General features: G+C 41.5%; 15 protein-coding genes. 8 read left to right on the forward strand and 7 right to left on the reverse strand.

Annotated elements, in window-relative coordinates; all coding sequences use genetic code 11:
• Positions 1 to 134 precede the first annotated feature (134 nt).
• Both HDC91_RS03070 and HDC91_RS03075 read right to left on the reverse strand, forming a co-directional pair.
• A complete protein-coding gene (locus HDC91_RS03070) occupies positions 135 to 1145 on the reverse strand; it encodes a glutamine synthetase beta-grasp domain-containing protein (protein ID WP_183548344.1) in 1011 nt (336 codons plus the stop codon).
• Between the two features lie 274 nt (positions 1146 to 1419).
• Positions 1420 to 1938 (reverse strand): hypothetical protein, encoded by a 519-nt coding sequence (locus tag HDC91_RS03075; RefSeq protein ID WP_183548346.1) that lies wholly within the window; start codon positions 1936 to 1938, stop codon positions 1420 to 1422.
• A gap of 299 nt (positions 1939 to 2237) precedes the next feature.
• On the opposite strand from HDC91_RS03075, the gene HDC91_RS03080 reads away from it, so the two are divergent.
• A complete protein-coding gene (locus HDC91_RS03080; protein WP_183548348.1) occupies positions 2238 to 3737 on the forward strand; it encodes a malate:quinone oxidoreductase in 1500 nt (499 codons plus the stop codon).
• Between the two features lie 73 nt (positions 3738 to 3810).
• On the opposite strand, the gene HDC91_RS03085 is transcribed toward HDC91_RS03080, so the two are convergent.
• Positions 3811 to 4272 (reverse strand): gliding motility-associated C-terminal domain-containing protein, encoded by a 462-nt coding sequence (locus tag HDC91_RS03085; RefSeq protein ID WP_221262093.1) that lies wholly within the window; start codon positions 4270 to 4272, stop codon positions 3811 to 3813.
• A gap of 215 nt (positions 4273 to 4487) precedes the next feature.
• The gene (locus tag HDC91_RS03090) at positions 4488 to 6266 is read right to left on the reverse strand and encodes a PKD domain-containing protein (protein WP_183548352.1); all 1779 of its coding nucleotides are present in this window, start codon (positions 6264 to 6266) and stop codon (positions 4488 to 4490) included.
• 235 nt (positions 6267 to 6501) lie between these two features.
• On the opposite strand from HDC91_RS03090, the gene HDC91_RS03095 reads away from it, so the two are divergent.
• The 7 genes from HDC91_RS03095 (at position 6502) to rseP (ending at position 13767) form a co-directional block, all read left to right on the forward strand.
• Positions 6502 to 7452, forward strand: a complete 951-nt coding sequence (locus HDC91_RS03095) for a glycosyltransferase family 2 protein (protein ID WP_183548354.1) — start codon at positions 6502 to 6504, stop codon at positions 7450 to 7452.
• Between the two features lie 106 nt (positions 7453 to 7558).
• Positions 7559 to 8536 carry a glycosyltransferase family 2 protein gene (locus tag HDC91_RS03100; protein WP_183548356.1) on the forward strand — a complete coding sequence of 326 codons (978 nt, stop codon included), beginning with the start codon at positions 7559 to 7561 and terminating at the stop codon, positions 8534 to 8536.
• Position 8537: 1 nt separating this feature from the next.
• Positions 8538 to 9266: a hypothetical protein gene (locus HDC91_RS03105; protein WP_183548358.1), complete on the forward strand. Its 729-nt coding sequence runs from the start codon at positions 8538 to 8540 to the stop codon at positions 9264 to 9266.
• 2 nt (positions 9267 to 9268) lie between these two features.
• Entirely contained in the window at positions 9269 to 10768 is a 1500-nt protein-coding gene (locus HDC91_RS03110) for a GH3 auxin-responsive promoter family protein (protein WP_183548361.1), read from the forward strand.
• Positions 10769 to 10806: 38 nt separating this feature from the next.
• On the forward strand, positions 10807 to 11184 hold the full coding sequence (locus HDC91_RS03115) for a four helix bundle protein (protein ID WP_183548362.1): 378 nt from the start codon (positions 10807 to 10809) through the stop codon (positions 11182 to 11184).
• 60 nt (positions 11185 to 11244) lie between these two features.
• Positions 11245 to 12393 carry a 1-deoxy-D-xylulose-5-phosphate reductoisomerase gene (locus HDC91_RS03120; protein WP_183550868.1) on the forward strand — a complete coding sequence of 383 codons (1149 nt, stop codon included), beginning with the start codon at positions 11245 to 11247 and terminating at the stop codon, positions 12391 to 12393.
• Between the two features lie 42 nt (positions 12394 to 12435).
• Positions 12436 to 13767: an RIP metalloprotease RseP gene (gene rseP, locus HDC91_RS03125; protein WP_183548364.1), complete on the forward strand. Its 1332-nt coding sequence runs from the start codon at positions 12436 to 12438 to the stop codon at positions 13765 to 13767.
• 298 nt (positions 13768 to 14065) lie between these two features.
• Here rseP and HDC91_RS03130 read toward each other — a convergent pair whose 3' ends face one another.
• Genes HDC91_RS03130 through HDC91_RS03140 form a run of 3 tightly spaced genes read right to left on the reverse strand, consistent with a single transcriptional unit; the run spans position 14066 to position 16571 of the window.
• Positions 14066 to 14614: a DUF4199 domain-containing protein gene (locus HDC91_RS03130; RefSeq protein WP_183548366.1), complete on the reverse strand. Its 549-nt coding sequence runs from the start codon at positions 14612 to 14614 to the stop codon at positions 14066 to 14068.
• Between the two features lie 29 nt (positions 14615 to 14643).
• A complete protein-coding gene (locus tag HDC91_RS03135) occupies positions 14644 to 15312 on the reverse strand; it encodes a hypothetical protein (protein ID WP_183548368.1) in 669 nt (222 codons plus the stop codon).
• Positions 15313 to 15317: 5 nt separating this feature from the next.
• On the reverse strand, positions 15318 to 16571 hold the full coding sequence (locus HDC91_RS03140) for a dihydroorotase family protein (RefSeq protein ID WP_183548370.1): 1254 nt from the start codon (positions 16569 to 16571) through the stop codon (positions 15318 to 15320).
• Positions 16572 to 16588: the final 17 nt, after the last annotated feature.

A 16588-nucleotide genomic window follows, 5' to 3' on the forward strand; every position in this document is an offset into this window, starting at 1 on the left:
ATTTAAGCAAGATAACTAATAAGTAGCATAAATTACCGCCGGATAGTTTGCGTTGATCAATCTTTAAAAGAAATATCAACGCAAAAAAAAATCCCCCGGTGTTAACACGGGGGATTTCAGAGGTATAAAAAAGATTATACTTTAGCAGACTTCACCGTCTTTATAATAACGGCCGCTACTTTATAAGGATCGGCAGCCGAGTTAGGGCGGCGATCTTCAAGATAACCGCTCCAGTCATGATCAACAGTATATAACGGGATACGGATAGAAGCTCCGCGGTCAGATACACCATAGCTGAAATCGGTTATCGAAGCGGTTTCGTGTTTACCTGTTAAGCGCAATTCGTTATGGGCACCGTAAACTGCAACACACTCATCAACCGCCGGGCGGAATGCTTCGCAAATTGCGGTAAATGTTTCTTTGCTGTTTGCTGTACGTAAAGTGCTATTTGAAAAGTTAGCATGCATACCAGACCCGTTCCAATCTAAGGTACCTAACGGTTTGCAATGCCAGTTTATAGCTACACCGTAGCTTTCGCCTATTCTTTCTAAAAGGTAACGAGCAACCCAAATTTGGTCACCTGCTTCTTTAGCGCCTTTGGCAAATATCTGAAACTCCCACTGACCGGCAGCAACCTCAGCATTAATGCCTTCAACGTTTAAGCCTGCTTCTAAACAAGCGTCTAAGTGCTCCTCTACAATGTCACGGCCAAATGCATTGTTAGCACCTACCGAGCAGTAGTATGGGCCTTGCGGTCCTGGGTAACCACCTTTAGGAAAACCAAGCGGTTTATTTGTTTCAGGATCCCATAGAAAGTACTCCTGCTCAAATCCAAACCAAAAATCATTGTCATCATCTTCGATCAAAGCGCGTCCGTTCGACTCGTGTGGCTGGCCTTTTGAATCTAAAACCTCGCACATAACCAGGTACGCATCTTTACGTTGCGGATCCGGGCAAACGTAAACCGGTTTTAAAACGCAATCTGAAGAACCGCCCGGTGCCTGCTCTGTTGACGAACCATCAAAGCTCCAGTTATCCAAATCTTCTACTTTACCGCTAAAAGATTTAACAATTTTTGTTTTACTGCGCAGGCTTTGTGTAGGTTTATAGCCGTCAAGCCAGATGTACTCAAGTTTAGTTGCCATTTTTAATGATTAGTTTGAATTTTTAAGTTTTTTATTATCGTTAATTGCAATATCATTTACATTTACAGTGCGAATTTAAATTATTTTTATAAAATTCATATAATTGTTGATAAATTTTATAAAAATTAATAACCAAATCAAATTTTAAGAGTTAAAATGCGCAATTGAGAGGATTTAATGTTCGCATTATAACCTTTTCGCCCGAAAATTATAAAATAAAAAAGCGGGGAAACTATTTGCTGCTCCCCCGCTTATGTTGTGGCGATAAGTTACATCAATTACTCGAAGCAACATTCCAAAAGCACTTTTGCCTGATCATCTTTAAGCCCGGGTTATCAACTTTTACTTCAGTTTTCCTTTTATTTACCTCAAAAAAAAGTTTAGCCGAGCTATTGTCGTAAATAAATGATGCAATTTTGGGGCTCCGGGCGCTTTTTTCCATAATATCCACCTTTAAGCCATTGGTGGCCGGGCGCTTATTTGTAGTATCCTGCGGCTGCGAGCTTTCAACCCAGTTGATCTTGTAGGTAATGTTTTTCGCCTGTCGTGATGCAACAAGGCTTTTGTAATCTGTTGTTTTTTGAATGATATCTAACACGCATTTAACACAGGGCTCCGCCACAGTGGCATTGCCATAGTTTTTTTGTGGGTTGTTTATTACACTGTCCTTTTTGCCATTTACGGTAACGGCGGTTTTAGCGATATCGTTAGAAACCGGTTTGGCTTTATGGTTATTGCACGATATACTTGCTATACATAGTGATATACCTATTATCAGTATTGGCTTTTTCATGATGGCGGCTGTTTAACGTTAAACACCGTTAGCGGTATTTTGTGTTTACATGCTTAGGGTTTTGTGGTAAGTAGTTCTATATAAAATTTGTACTGTTATTTGTATTTAGCAGGGTTTTAATGGGTGATTTTGCAATATTTTTTACTAAAATTGCGTCTGCATATAAAAGGGGTATAACACAACATTACAGAGCGGGCTTATTGCGCATTAGTGTAACCTCTGTATCATTTATTAGTTTACAAAAAGGTATTAATCTATCTAATAATTTATTTGAATGTATCTTTACATTCAATAATATCATGAATAAAGGCAGTAATATTTCAAATACAACGGTTGATGTAGTTTTAGTTGGCGCAGGCATCATGAGCGCAACACTTGGGGTAATGCTTAAACAGCTGCAGCCCGATCTTACCATCGAGATTTTTGAACGTTTGGATACCGTTGCAGCCGAAAGCTCTGATGCCATGAATAATGCCGGTACAGGCCACTCCGCATTTTGTGAACTTAACTACACCCCACAACGCCAGGATGGCAGTATTGAAATTACAAAGGCTATAAAAATTGCCGAACAATTTGAAATAACCAAGCAGTTTTGGGCCTTTTTAGTAGAAAATGGCTATGTTGGCGAACCGCAAACCTTTATCAGCAAAGTACCTCACATAAGTTTTGTTTGGGGTAATGACAATGTAGATTACCTAAAAAAACGCTGTGACGCATTGGTTCATCATCACTTTTTTAAGGGTATGCAATATGCTGAGGATAAGGAGCAGCTTAATAAATGGATGCCGCTGGTTATGGAAAACCGCGATCCCGAGCAAAAAGTATCGGCTACTTATATGGATATTGGTACCGATGTAAACTTTGGCACCCTTACCCGTAGCCTTGTTGACAAGTTAAAACAAAAGCCAGGTGTTACCTTAAGCCTTAACCACGAAGTAGATGATATAAAGCGTAATAAAGATAACACCTGGCAGGTAAAAGTTAACGATGCTAAAAGTGGCAGCAGCCGAAAACTTGACGCTAAATTTGTTTTTGTGGGCGCCGGTGGCGGTGCCCTGCCCCTGCTACAAAAATCAGACATACCAGAGAGTAAAGGCTTTGGCGGTTTCCCGGTGAGCGGGCAGTGGCTGGTTTGTACAAATCAGGAGGTTATCAATAAACATTCTGCCAAGGTTTATGGTAAAGCCTCGGTTGGTTCGCCGCCAATGTCGGTTCCGCACCTGGATACGAGAATTATCGACGGAAAAAAGGCGCTGCTTTTTGGCCCTTACGCAGGGTTTTCAACCCGGTTCTTAAAAAAGGGGTCGCTGCTTGATCTGTTTACTTCCATAAAGTTTAATAATATATTACCATTGCTTGCTGTTGGGCGCGATAATTGGCCACTTACCAAATATCTTATTAGCCAGGTGCTACAATCACCCGGCGACAGGTTAAAAGCCCTGCAGGAATATTTCCCGGCTGCTAAGGCAGACGAATGGGTATTGGATATTGCCGGGCAACGCGTACAGATCATAAAAAAAGATGCGAGGCGTACAGGTGTGCTTGAATTTGGTACCGAGGTAGTTACCAGTGCTGATGGCAGCATCTCGGCTCTGTTAGGGGCATCCCCCGGCGCTTCAACATCCGTGCCTATTATGGTTGACCTGATATGCCGATGCTTTAAGGATAAAGCTAACACAGCTGAATGGCAGGAAAAGTTCAAACAGATGATACCCTCGTATGGGCAGTCGCTTATTAATGACGAAGCTTTAGCCAACGCTACCCGGGAGCGCACCAGTAAAGTGCTTGGGTTGATTTAATAAAAATATTTGTTAAACCGATCTTTAACCTATCTTATCAGCGTTACGTAGCCCGACTGTCTGTTAGTTTCATCTATCTCCAGTACATAATAATATACTCCGGAGGTAATTGCTCCCCTTTACTGCTGGTGCCATCCCAACTGTTGTAATAACCTTTAAACTGGCGAACCAACCGGCCTGAACGGGTATAGATAAACATATGGTTCCCCGGCAAACGGTCAAGGTACTTAATAGCCCAGGTATCGTTAACACCATCTCCGTTTGGGGTAAACGTATTAGGTATCAGCACCTTCTTTTTTACACGTATGGTTACGTATGCAGTATCGCTGCAACCATTATCATTCAACACTATTAGTTGATAGGTAACATCGTCTCCAGGCGAAGCGACTGGGTTTGCAATATTAGGATTATCCAGGTACGTGTCAGGCAACCAACGATAATATTTAGCTCCCGAACCTTGTAAGTTTACATTAGAACCAATGGTAATTACGGTGTCCTTGTTCAAAATCTTAGCGGTAGGCTTGTCAAATATCAAATGAACAGGTTGTAAATCACTTAAGCACTTACCATTGGTAAGTTGTACAAATAATACTGTGTCCCTTTTTATGATGCCCGTATATAATGTGCCCGAGTTTTCTTCAATGAAATTTTGTTGGGCATCAAACCAATGATATTTTTCACCGATTTTGCCGCCGGCAACGCCTATGCTTGTGCTTCCTGCCTCACAAAGTATCGTATCACTGGTTACCGTTATAGGATTGAACCGGAAAAAATGAACATTGATACTGAGTGTTTCTCACGGCTATGATACGCATTGGTTATTTTCACCGAGTATTGTCCCTCCTGGCTTACCATTATTGATGACGACGTACTCCCGTTTGACCATAAGTAACTTCCTCCTGAAAGCGTAGCATCCAGCTTAATTGTTTCAAAAGCACATATTGTAGTATCGGCAGGCAGGGTTACGTCAATTACCTGGTCGTAACTAACCTTTATACTTCCACTACCGCTACACCCCGCGCTGCTGGTAACATCTACACTGTAAGTGCCCGGAGAAGTAACCAGCAGGGTTTGACCTGTGGTGCCGGTGTTCCATTTATAAGTACTGCCGGGCCATTTGGCATCAAGTAAAAGTGTTTGGCCATAAAACAATGTGGTGTCTTTGCCAAAATCTATTGATGGTATAGGCGATATTACGATAGTTTTTTGATAAGGTGTCATTACACCTTTTGAATAGGCCTTAAGTACAACATTATAACTTCCGGTATCCGTATATTTATGACTGGGGGTTTCCAATGCTAAGGTATTGTTTTGCGGCAGCGATTTGGCATCGCCAAAGTCCCATCTTAAACTGTCGATCCCCTCCAAAGACGATTTGGCGGCAAATTGCGTTATGTTACCAATACATGTTCCGTTTGCTGTAAATGATACTTCCGCAAAAAAGCTTTGAATGAAAGTAGGCAAGCCAAATACGGTATATCTCCCTTTAAGATCAATAGCCGATAAATTGAATTTACAAAGTGGCCCTTCAAGGTTCGGCTCTTCAATAGCGGCTAAAAAAGTGTTACTCGATCTGGATGCGTATATTTTACCGTCCGTTGCAAGTTGTAATGCGAATATATTGCCTTCTTGAGAAACTACATAACTGACATTATTTACATTATTTGACTGGACAGGTAACTTGATTTGATAAAGCTTAGCGTCAAAAAATCCTTCTTCCGAAACATACAGAAATTTTCCGTTTGGTGAAAATTCAACACCGTATGGCCCGGTGCTGCCAAAACCTGTTAGTGTAACCGGATTTGATATTTTGCCTGTTGCCGCGTCAAAATCATAAATTTCTACAATACGTTCATTATAGTCCATCGCTGCGGCCAGTTTATCGCCTTTTGGTGATGCTTTAAGATACCCAATAGTACTCAACGGGGATTGCCCCATGAAAGTGCCTATTTTTGAAACTACAGGTACTGCCTGTAAACCGTTTTTATCAATTAAATAGGTTACAAAATTTTGCGACGGATATTCGTGGGTGATAACCCAAATAGCCTGATTGGTCTTATGCCTTACGGCCGTTATTTTTTCAGTAGAACCGATTAATAACATTGTATTTTTTTCAATGACTTCGCCTAAACCGCTTTGTTTGGAAATGTCAATAACCGAATAATAAAGTGAACCGCCCTGCAACTGCACAGTAAATACATAATACAGGTTAGGGTTACCAGGATGCGGTACTATTACTCCTGACTGAGTAGACGATGGATCTCCGTAAAGTCCGGTACCGTTTGTCATTACATCGTGCTGTTTATTATAAACCGTTATGCCATCGGTATAAAATAAAAGTTTTCCATCGGCATCGGATATACTTGAACACCCTTCGCTTGTAGACAGTTTACCATCCGTTAAAGCAGTTGGTGGAGAAGTATTGAAATCTACTCCGGCATAATTTCCAAAATACCAAATATTGCCCTGCTTTTGAGCAATGGCAGGGATGGTAATACATAAAAACACCAGTAAAATGAGCTTTTTCAACAGCGTATAGAAAAGAAGTTTATATAAATTTAGAGACTGCCGGAATAACTGAGTATTAGCGAATGGACGGTATGGGGGAATAGGATAAGGTTCATTTTAGAATAGGGTTTCATCTGCGTATAAAGTTATAAAAATTACCGGACCTTATCAGCTAATATTTCTACTTAAATCTTATTGTAATAACCATCGCTCAAATTTTATATTTTTGCAGCAAACCTAACAGGTTCCTTAATAAATGGATATATCAGTAGTAGTACCACTTTACGATGAAGTAGAATCATTGCCGGAGCTTACCTCGTGGATAAGCCGCGTAATGGACGAGAACCGTTATAGTTACGAGATCATCCTTATAGACGATGGCAGCCGTGATGGCTCCTGGGATATGATCCTGAAATTAAAGCAGGCTAACCCTTTTATTAAAGCGTTCAAATTCAGGCGTAATTATGGTAAATCTGCTGCGTTAAACATTGGTTTCGAGGCGGCGCAGGGCAATGTGGTTATTACCATGGATGCCGACCTGCAGGATAGCCCCGACGAGATACCCGTGCTTTACCGCCGCATTACTGAAGAGCATTACGACCTTGTATCGGGCTGGAAGGCAAAACGCTACGACCCGATAACCAAAACGGTACCCACCAAACTTTTTAACGCGGCTACACGCAAAATGAGCGGTATACACAACCTGCACGATTTTAATTGTGGACTGAAAGCCTATCGCAAAGCGGTTGTTAAGAATATCGAGGTGTATGGCGAAATGCACCGGTATATACCCGTTATTGCCAAATGGGCAGGCTTTACCAAAATTGGCGAGCAGGTGGTTGAGCACCGCGCCCGTAAATACGGCAAAACCAAATTTGGGTGGACACGCTTTATAAACGGCTTTTTAGACCTCTTGTCGATATTTTTTGTGGGCAAATTTGGTAAACGCCCTATGCATTTTTTTGGCGCAATGGGCACGCTGAGTTTCTTTGCTGGGATAGTTATAACCATTTGGATGCTGAGCGAAAAACTATATTTGATAGCTCACAAATTACCCTATCGGGATGTAACGGATAATCCGCTGTTTTATATCGCCCTGGTGGCAATAATATTAGGTTCGCAGCTGTTTTTGACCGGCTTTGTTGCCGAACTTGTTGCCCGCAGCGCCCCCGAACGTAACAGATATCAAATAGAGGAAACGGTTTAGATATGAGATTTGAGATATTAGATTTGCGACACATTCTTTATTGTGCCCATTTTAATAGCTCCGCGTCTTCTCATATTTCAAGTCTCATATCTCACATCTAAAAAATATGTTTTTCTCCATCATCATACCTTTATATAACCGTCCGCAGGAAATTGCAGAACTACTGGATACATTAACTAAGCAAACCTATACCCTGTTCGAAGTTTTGGTTATAGAAGATGGTTCTGTTGACCGGGCCGAAGATATAGTAAGGGGATATGAAGGCAAGCTTGATGTACACTACTACGAAAAGCCGAACGAAGGCCAGGGATTTGCCCGCAATTTTGGTTTTGAACGCTCCAAGGGCGATTATTTCATAATTTTTGATTCGGATTGCCTGATACCTGACAACTACCTGGAAATAGTTAACAATGCGCTTGCCAACAATTGGCTGGATGCATATGGCGGGCCCGACGGCGCACACAAATCTTTTACAGCAATACAAAAAGCAATTAGTTACTCTATGACATCGCCATTTACTACGGGCGGTATCCGGGGAAATAAAAAAGGTATAGGGCAGTTTCATCCTCGTAGCTTTAATATGGGTATTTCGCGCCAGGCGTGGCAAAAGGCCGGTGGCTTTATTATTACCCGGTTAGGCGAAGACATAGAGTACAGCATCCGCATACATTCATTAGGCTTTAAAATTGGACTTATACCCGATGCCATTGTATATCACAAGCGCCGCACAGACTTTATGAAATTTTATAAGCAATTGCATTTTTTTGGTCGCGCCCGTATCAACATTTATAAATTCTTCCCTTCGCAGCTTAAGCTGGTGCATTTTTTTCCGGCCTTTGCCACGCTTGGCATGGTGTTTACAATAATTGCCAACATAGCACAGTGGCCTATTGCACAACTGTGCAATATTTTGCTATTGGTTTACATTTTGTTGATATTTTTTCACTCCCTGATTAAAAACAAATCAGCAAAAATCGCATTTTTGAGCATTATAGCTGCTTTTACACAATTGATAGCCTATGGGTTAGGCTTTATGCAGGATTTTTGGAAGCGCGTGATATTAAAAAAGCCATTAAAAACGTAGTATGTACCATCCATTTTCTGTTGCAGAAACTATTAAATCTGCATGGATAATTTTCAGAAAAAACTTTGTAACCATAATAGTTTATTCTGTTGTTTCTTTTCTTTTGCTCGGGATACTTGGCGTTGTTATTGGTGTCTTTTACTCGCCCGAGGATTATTGGATATCGATGATCGTAACCTTTATTATGGTTTGGTTGCAGGCCTATACAACTTTAGGGCTTTATAAGTTGATTTTTACTGTTATAGACAGTGAATATTACGACTTTGAATTTATACAGGTAATACCAAAAGCTAAAATGGTTTGGAGTTACCTCGCGGTGGTGTTCATTTTCGCTTTTGTAATAACCAATCTCGGTATCTTGGTTGATTATTTTGATGATAGCCCTAACATTCAGTTTGCCATAGAAGTTGTTGCAGGTATTATTGGGCTTTTTGTTGCGCTCCGAGTTATGTTTTTTAACACATTTATCGTTGACGATGCCTCGGGGCCTATTGAATCTATCAAGCAAAGTTTTGAACTTACACGCGGCAATTTGCTTAAAGTTGTAGTAATACTGGTTATTATAATTTTGTTGATTGCTGTGCCTGCAAAGCTAGCACAGTCATACGGGGTGGTAATTTTATCTATCTTGTTCACTTACCCTTTTGTGAATATTGTTTTAGCGGTCACCTACCGTAAATTAGTTTACAGCCACCAGGATGTGGATGATGATATCGCCGAAACCACGTAATTATGGGTTTTAAAGCAGCATTAAGCAAAGGATTTGCATGGTATGTAAACAGGCAGTTAAATAACATTCGCCGCAACGGTGTTGTGTTGCAGCAAAAAACGTTTAGTAACCTTGTACATGAAGCTAAAAATACCATCTTTGGTACCGATCATCATTTTGACTCAATTAAAAATTACGAAGATTTTAAAAGGCACGTACCTGTACGGGATTATGAAGAATTACGATCGTACATAGATCGTGTGGTAAGCGGAGAGGCTAACGTAACGTGGCCCGGCAAACCTGCATATCTGGCAAAAACATCTGGCACTACATCGGGCGTAAAATACATCCCCATTTCTAAACAAAGCATGCCCGAGCATATTAAAGCAGCCAGGAGTGCTTTGTTAAGTTATATCCACGAAACCGGCAAGGCAGACTTTGTAAATGGCAAAATGATATTTTTGCAAGGTAGCCCGGTACTGGCCGAAAAGCATGGTATACAAACGGGCAGACTATCGGGCATTGTAGCACACCATGTACCGGGATATTTGCAAAAAAACCGCCTGCCCTCGTATCAAACAAATTGTATTGATGACTGGGAGGAGAAAGTGGATGCTATTGTTACAGAAACCGCCAAAGAGGATATGCGCCTCATATCGGGCATACCGCCCTGGTGCCAAATGTATTTCGACAGGCTTTCGGCAGTATCAGGTGGTAAAAAGATCAAGGATATCTTTCCAAATTTTAAGCTGTACGTACACGGTGGCGTTAATTACGAGCCCTATCGGGCCCGTATGGAGGAAAGCATCGGTTTCAAAATAGATTCAATAGAAACCTACCCCGCATCAGAAGGTTTTATCGCTTTCCAGGATTCGCAACAGGAAAAAGGCTTATTGCTGATGGTTGACGCGGGAATATTTTACGAGTTTATCCCCGCCGACGAGTATTTTAACGACAAACCAACACGCATCAACCTTAAGGATGTAGAGCTTGATAAAAACTATGCCCTTATCCTGAACACCAATGCGGGTTTGTGGGGATACAGCCTGGGTGACACGGTTAAATTCGTATCGAAAAACCCTTACAAAATTGTAGTAACCGGCCGCATTAAACATTATATCTCTGCCTTTGGCGAACATGTAATAGGTGAAGAGGTTGAACAAGCCCTGATGAGTGTGGCTGCCAAAGAAGGTATTGATATAATCGAGTTTACGGTTGCCCCACAAGTGGCACCCACTGAAGGGGCATTACCTTACCACGAGTGGTTCATAGAATTTGGCACCAAACCCCGAGACCTTGCAGCGTTTGCCCTTAAGGTGGATAAAGCTTTACAGAAAAAAAATATTTACTACTTTGACCTTATTGAAGGTAACATATTACAACCTCTAATAGTCAGAAAGTTAAAAAAAGATACCTTTATAAACTATATGCGCAGCCAGGGAAAACTTGGCGGGCAAAATAAAGTACCGCGATTATCTAATGACAGGAAGATAGCGGATGAGTTAAAAGATTATATTGTTTAATTGGTGGATTGCTTTATTGTTGACTTTTGTGGTATTAAATGGAAAAGAACTATCTACAATTAAACGATTTGACATGTTATAAAACTTCATTTGCTTTTACAAATGAAGTTTGGAGTATAGTTTTAAAATGGGAATACTTTGCAAAGGATACGATTGGGAAACAGTTTGTCAATGCCGCTGATTCGATATCAGCAAATATCGCGGAAGGGTTTGGCAGATATCATAAAAAGGATAAAATAAAGTTTTACTATTATAGTTTTGGTTCTGTTAAAGAATGTGTAGACTGGTGTAATAAAGCTTTAGCAAGAAATTTAATATCGCCGGAAACGCATGCAAGATTATCGTTTACTTTGGAAGCCTTACCCCGAGAAATCCATCAATTAATAAAGTTCACAGACGAAAAGCTTAAGGTTTAACAAAGCAATTAATACTCACACCGTTTGATCAGCAATAAAACAATAACACAATCCAACAATATCAAGAGTATAGCCATTCTTGGTTCTACAGGTAGCATTGGCACACAAACACTTGAAGTTATCAGGGATAACAACCAGATGTTCAGCGCGTTTATGCTTACGGCGCATTCTAATGCGTACCTGCTTATACAGCAGGCCATTGAGTTTGTGCCCCGCTACGCTATTATTTGTGACGATACCAGATATCAGGAAGTAAAGGAAGCCCTCGCCCACTTACCCATTACTGTTATGAGCGGGCATCAGGCCATCAAAGAAACGGTTACGCACCCCGAAATTGATGTTGTGTTAACTGCGATGGTTGGTTTTGCCGGGTTGGAGCCTACGATAAACGCCATAAAAGCAGGTAAGGATATCGCATTGGCAAACAAAGAAACTTTGGTGGTTGCCGGTGAAATAATAACAGGGCTTGCCAAACAGCACAACGTAAAGATATTACCGGTAGATAGCGAGCATTCGGCTATTTTTCAGTGCCTTGCCGGTGAGGATTATAGTAAAATCGAAAAAATAATTATTACCGCGTCGGGCGGGCCATTTAGGGGAAAGACAACCCAATATTTAGCCAATGTTACCCGCGAACAGGCCCTTAAACACCCAAACTGGGTGATGGGTGCTAAGATTACCATAGACTCGGCATCGCTGATGAATAAGGGCCTGGAAGTTATCGAGGCTAAATGGTTGTTTGACCTTCGGGCCGACCAGATAGATGTAATTGTACATCCGCAGTCTATTGTTCATTCGCTGGTTCAGTTTCAGGATGGTTCTATCAAAGCACAAATGGGTTTGCCTGATATGAAGCTGCCTATACTATATGCCCTCGCCTATCCAAACCGGGTAACAACAAACTTTATACGGTTTGATTTTATCAACTACCCTCACCTTTCGTTCGAAAAACCGGATATAGATACCTTCCGTAATTTAAGGCTGGCCTACGAAGCATTGAATCAGGGTGGAAATATGCCATGTATTATCAACGCCGCAAACGAGGTTGCGGTGGCCGCGTTTTTAAAGAACGAAATAGGATTTTTAGCAATGAGCGATATTATCGAAACCTGTATGCAGAAGGTCCGTCTCATTAAAGAGCCATCTTTACACGACTATTTGAATACTGATAAAGAAACACGCATATTTGCGCAAAATTTAATACAATAAATGCCGTTAAAGGCAATACGATCTAAATATATAATATAACGGATGAGCGTTTTAATAATGGCCGGCCAACTAATACTTGGTCTTTCAATTTTAGTAATACTGCACGAGTTCGGGCATTTTTTAGCCGCCCGTGCTTTCGGAATAAAGGTTGAAAAATTTTACCTGTTTTTTGATGCCTGGGGTGTAAGCCTTTTTAAATTTAACTATAAGGGTGTTGAATATGGCATTGGGTGGTTGCCACTAGGCGGCTACGTTAAAATCGCCGGTATGATAGATGAATCGATGGATACCGACCAGTTGGCCGGCCCGCCGCAGCCATGGGAGTTCCGTTCAAAACCAGCCTGGCAGCGCCTTATTGTAATGCTTGGCGGTATTATTGTTAATATTATAGTAGGTATTTTCATATTTTGGGTATTAACCATGCGTTACGGCGAAACCTACACGCCAAACGCCGAGATCAAGAACGGTATTGTGCCGGGTGTTATAGGTCAAAAGATGGGGCTTAAGGCCGGCGATAAGATATATGCCGTAAACGGCAAACCAGTTGAGCGCTTCGAGGATCTGATAAGCTCTAAGGTCTTGCTTGATAAAACCATATTGAATGTACGGCGCGGTGACCAAACATTAGATATAAAAGTGCCTCCAACCATACTAAACGATTTGTCGGACTATGGGATCGAGGAGTTTATAAGCCGACTGCCCCGTGTAAAATTTGCTATTGATACGGTTGCTGCAAACAGCGGCGCCCAAAGCGCCGGCTTAAAAAAGGGTGATAGCATAATAGCTGTGAACGGTAAAGCGATTACCTATTTTGACCAGATGCAGGAGCAGCTGCGTCAAAACAAGAATAAAGAAGTGGAATTAACCATTAAGCGCGACACGGCGGTAAAAGAGGTTAAGGCCAGAATTGATAAAGATGGCGTGTTAGGCTTCAAACCAAAAGCTTTATTGCCAAAAGATACGACCATCAGATACGGTTTTTTTGCCTCCCTGCCTGTTGGTGCTACTAAAGCATGGGGAATGTTTACTGATAACGCGAAAGGCATCAAAAAGATATTTACCGGGCAGGTCAAGGCGCGTAAGGCTATATCAAGCCCTATAGGCATTGCTGTAATGTTTGGCAGCCATGTAGACTGGATTCGTTTTTGGAGCCTTGTAGGCTTTCTTTCGATGGTATTAGCGTTAACAAACTTACTGCCTATCCCCGGCCTTGATGGCGGACATACTGTATTCTTGATCATAGAGATGATAAAAGGCAAGCCGCTAAGCGATAAGTTCTTAGAACGCGCACAGATAGTTGGTTTTGTACTGTTGATATCGCTTATGGTATTTGCCTTCGGCAACGATATCGTGAAGCAGGTAATGAAGAAGTAGTTTAATCTACGGCCTTCGTTAGCTAATGGAGGCGCTTCTGAAACGTATAAAGCCTATCTAAATTAATAAATAGGCTTTATACGTTTTTATTATACCTATCTGATGTTTTGCAGGCGCGTAACAAAACCCTGCCTGGCACCGCTTGTTCGACCGCATCCTCAAGAGTAAGGTATTACATTTTCTAAACCATTACCATATGAGAATTACCACAAGGTTGAGGTAACCACGTAACATACGCCCGTTAACAAGAAAGCCGCTTCATAATTTGAAGCGGCTTTCTTGTTATAGACAACGTTATTTAAACGGATGGATCTATCGGAGTTTCGTCAATTACATCGTAAGCAGTACGCTCCTTTTTTAAGATGGCTGCGCTTATTAATGCCACAATGCAACCAAATATAAGCGTACTAATGGCGGTAGCAATAGCACCAAATATAGCACCATATTTTGTACCCATTTCTAAGGCTTTATCAATTTGGTCTTGCGACAGCCCCTTGTCAGCCATCGCCGATTGTTGTTGCTCCATCGCTTTAGTTAGCATCTCCGGACTCAGTACGGCAAGGTAAATATATATGAATACAGCAAGTAACAAACCACCAAACAACGAATATCTAAACCCTGGATTAAATGCCTGCCCAAATGTAATAAAGCCCCCCAACTGGTCTTTATACTCTTTTTGTGCTAAAAAACAAAATGCTATAAAAGGCAGATAACCTATATATTTTAAGCCGGAATTTTGATCGATATTGAGCAACTGAAAGGCATAAGTAATTACAATTGATACTGCTACATAAATTAATGCCCATTTGGTAGCAATTGCGGTGGGGTTAGGTGCTTTGGTTTCCATAATCAATTTGATAGGGTTTAAAATTTAATTTATTTAAAGCTAAACAATATTTCTAAAACAGCCATATCAAATGGTTTATTTATGGCATTATTTGCAACGGCACCTTTATTGTTGTCAGAAGCTTCCGGGTTTTGGAAAAAACACATCATCGGGTAAAATAATTCTTTCACTTCCGAATCTTCGGCGAGCGTTTGTGCTACCTTTTTAATCTCGCTTACAGGGCTTTCAATAAGTACCTGGTGTGCTATAACCGGTTCGTAAATACGGTATTCGTCCTGAAACTCGTCTTCATCAACCAGTAAAAATTCCTTCAGATAATCTTCCAGTTCGGGTTCAATATTTTCATCCTCGCACTCATTTAAGTATAACAACAAGTTCAGCAGTTCGGTGCCTCTGTCAAGCGTCCGTTCTTCAATATCCTCCCATTCAGAAGTTTCCAGGTAATCATCTTCCAGTTTTTTAACATCCTCGCTAAAAAAGTTGATCATCAGCAGATCAAAAAATACTTCACGAAGCTCTTCCAGTTGAGGAGCATCATCAAAAACGGCATCCAAAGCGTCTACTTTGCTCATAAAGTCATCATCGGATGAAAATACGGTCTCGAACTTGGTTTCAAGAGCGGCAGCGTCAAAGCCGCCGTATTGTGTAAACGCCTGTAAAGCGCCTGTAACGGCTGATCTTACTTTTGGGTCGGTCATGTGGTTTAATTTTTAAAGATTTGATTGTTATTACAGGTTAACAATACTTTTCCTTTTAAGTTCTGCCCTAAAAAAGGCGAATTATAACTTTTCGATCTGTTATTGTCCCTTGTGTATTCCCATCCTGCGTCTGCACTAAACAACACCAGATTAGCATTGGCGCCTTCGGTAATTTGCGGTACATCAATATTCAATATCGTTCGTGGGTTTATAGCCATTTTTTCAACAATCAGTCGCGGGGACAGGCCGGCCTTTAGGGCCAGCGAAAAGGCTGTCTGTAATCCGATAATGCCGTATTCGGCCACCTCAAACTCTACGTCCTTAAACTCAATTTCGTGGGGTGTGTGCTGGCTCACAATAGCATCAATAGTACCATCTTCTAAACCGGCTATCAAGGCATCTACATCCCTCTTTGTTCGCAGAGGTGGTTTCACCTTATACAGGCTATCGAAACCCACTAAGGCTTCATCGGTAAGTACCAGGTTATGTGCCGCAACATCGCAGGTAACTTTCAATCCCTTGCGCTTCCCCTCGCGTATCAGGTCTACGGCATGATGAGTAGATATGGTTGTAAAGTGTATCGCGGAGTTCGTGTCCTCTGCAAGATAAAGGTCCCGGGCTATCATTAATTCTTCGGCGAGTGCCGGGATGCCCTTCATGCCCAGCATGGTGCTTACCACGCCTTCGTTCACTTTCGCCTTACCGGCGATTGAAGTATCCTCGGGATACGAGATAACCTTTGCACCAAAGTTTTGCACGTAAAGAAGGGCACGCTCCATCAGTCCGGCATCCTGTACAGGTCGGTTACCATCTGTAAAGGCCCTGGCGCCGCTTTTAAACATATCAAACATTTCGGCCATATCCCTGCCTTCGCGCTTAACGGATATAGCCCCAAGCGGATAAATATCAACCAGGTTGTTCTTGGCTCGGTTTAACAGGTATTCCACTTCGGCTTTTGAATGTACGGGAGGGTGAGTATTTGGCATTAAGGCTATCCCGGTAAACCCACCCGCGGCTGCTGCCGCCGTACCGGTTTGCAGGTCTTCCTTGGTTTCAACACCCAACTCTCCAATATTACAGTTAAGGTCAAAAAAACCGGGAGAAACATACTGACCTTTAGCATCAATGGTTTTAACATCGGCACCAATTGATTTGTCTATTTTTGTGATAGTGCCTTTTTCAATTAAAATATCGGCAACCTTATCATTGAAGGGCGAGGCTGGATCTACAACAGTGGCGGATTTGATAAGCAAATTCATTAGCGCTGTTTTATGGT

Origin of the sequence: Mucilaginibacter sp. AK015, from assembly GCF_014200785.1 — a bacterium.
Taxonomy (GTDB): domain Bacteria; phylum Bacteroidota; class Bacteroidia; order Sphingobacteriales; family Sphingobacteriaceae; genus Mucilaginibacter.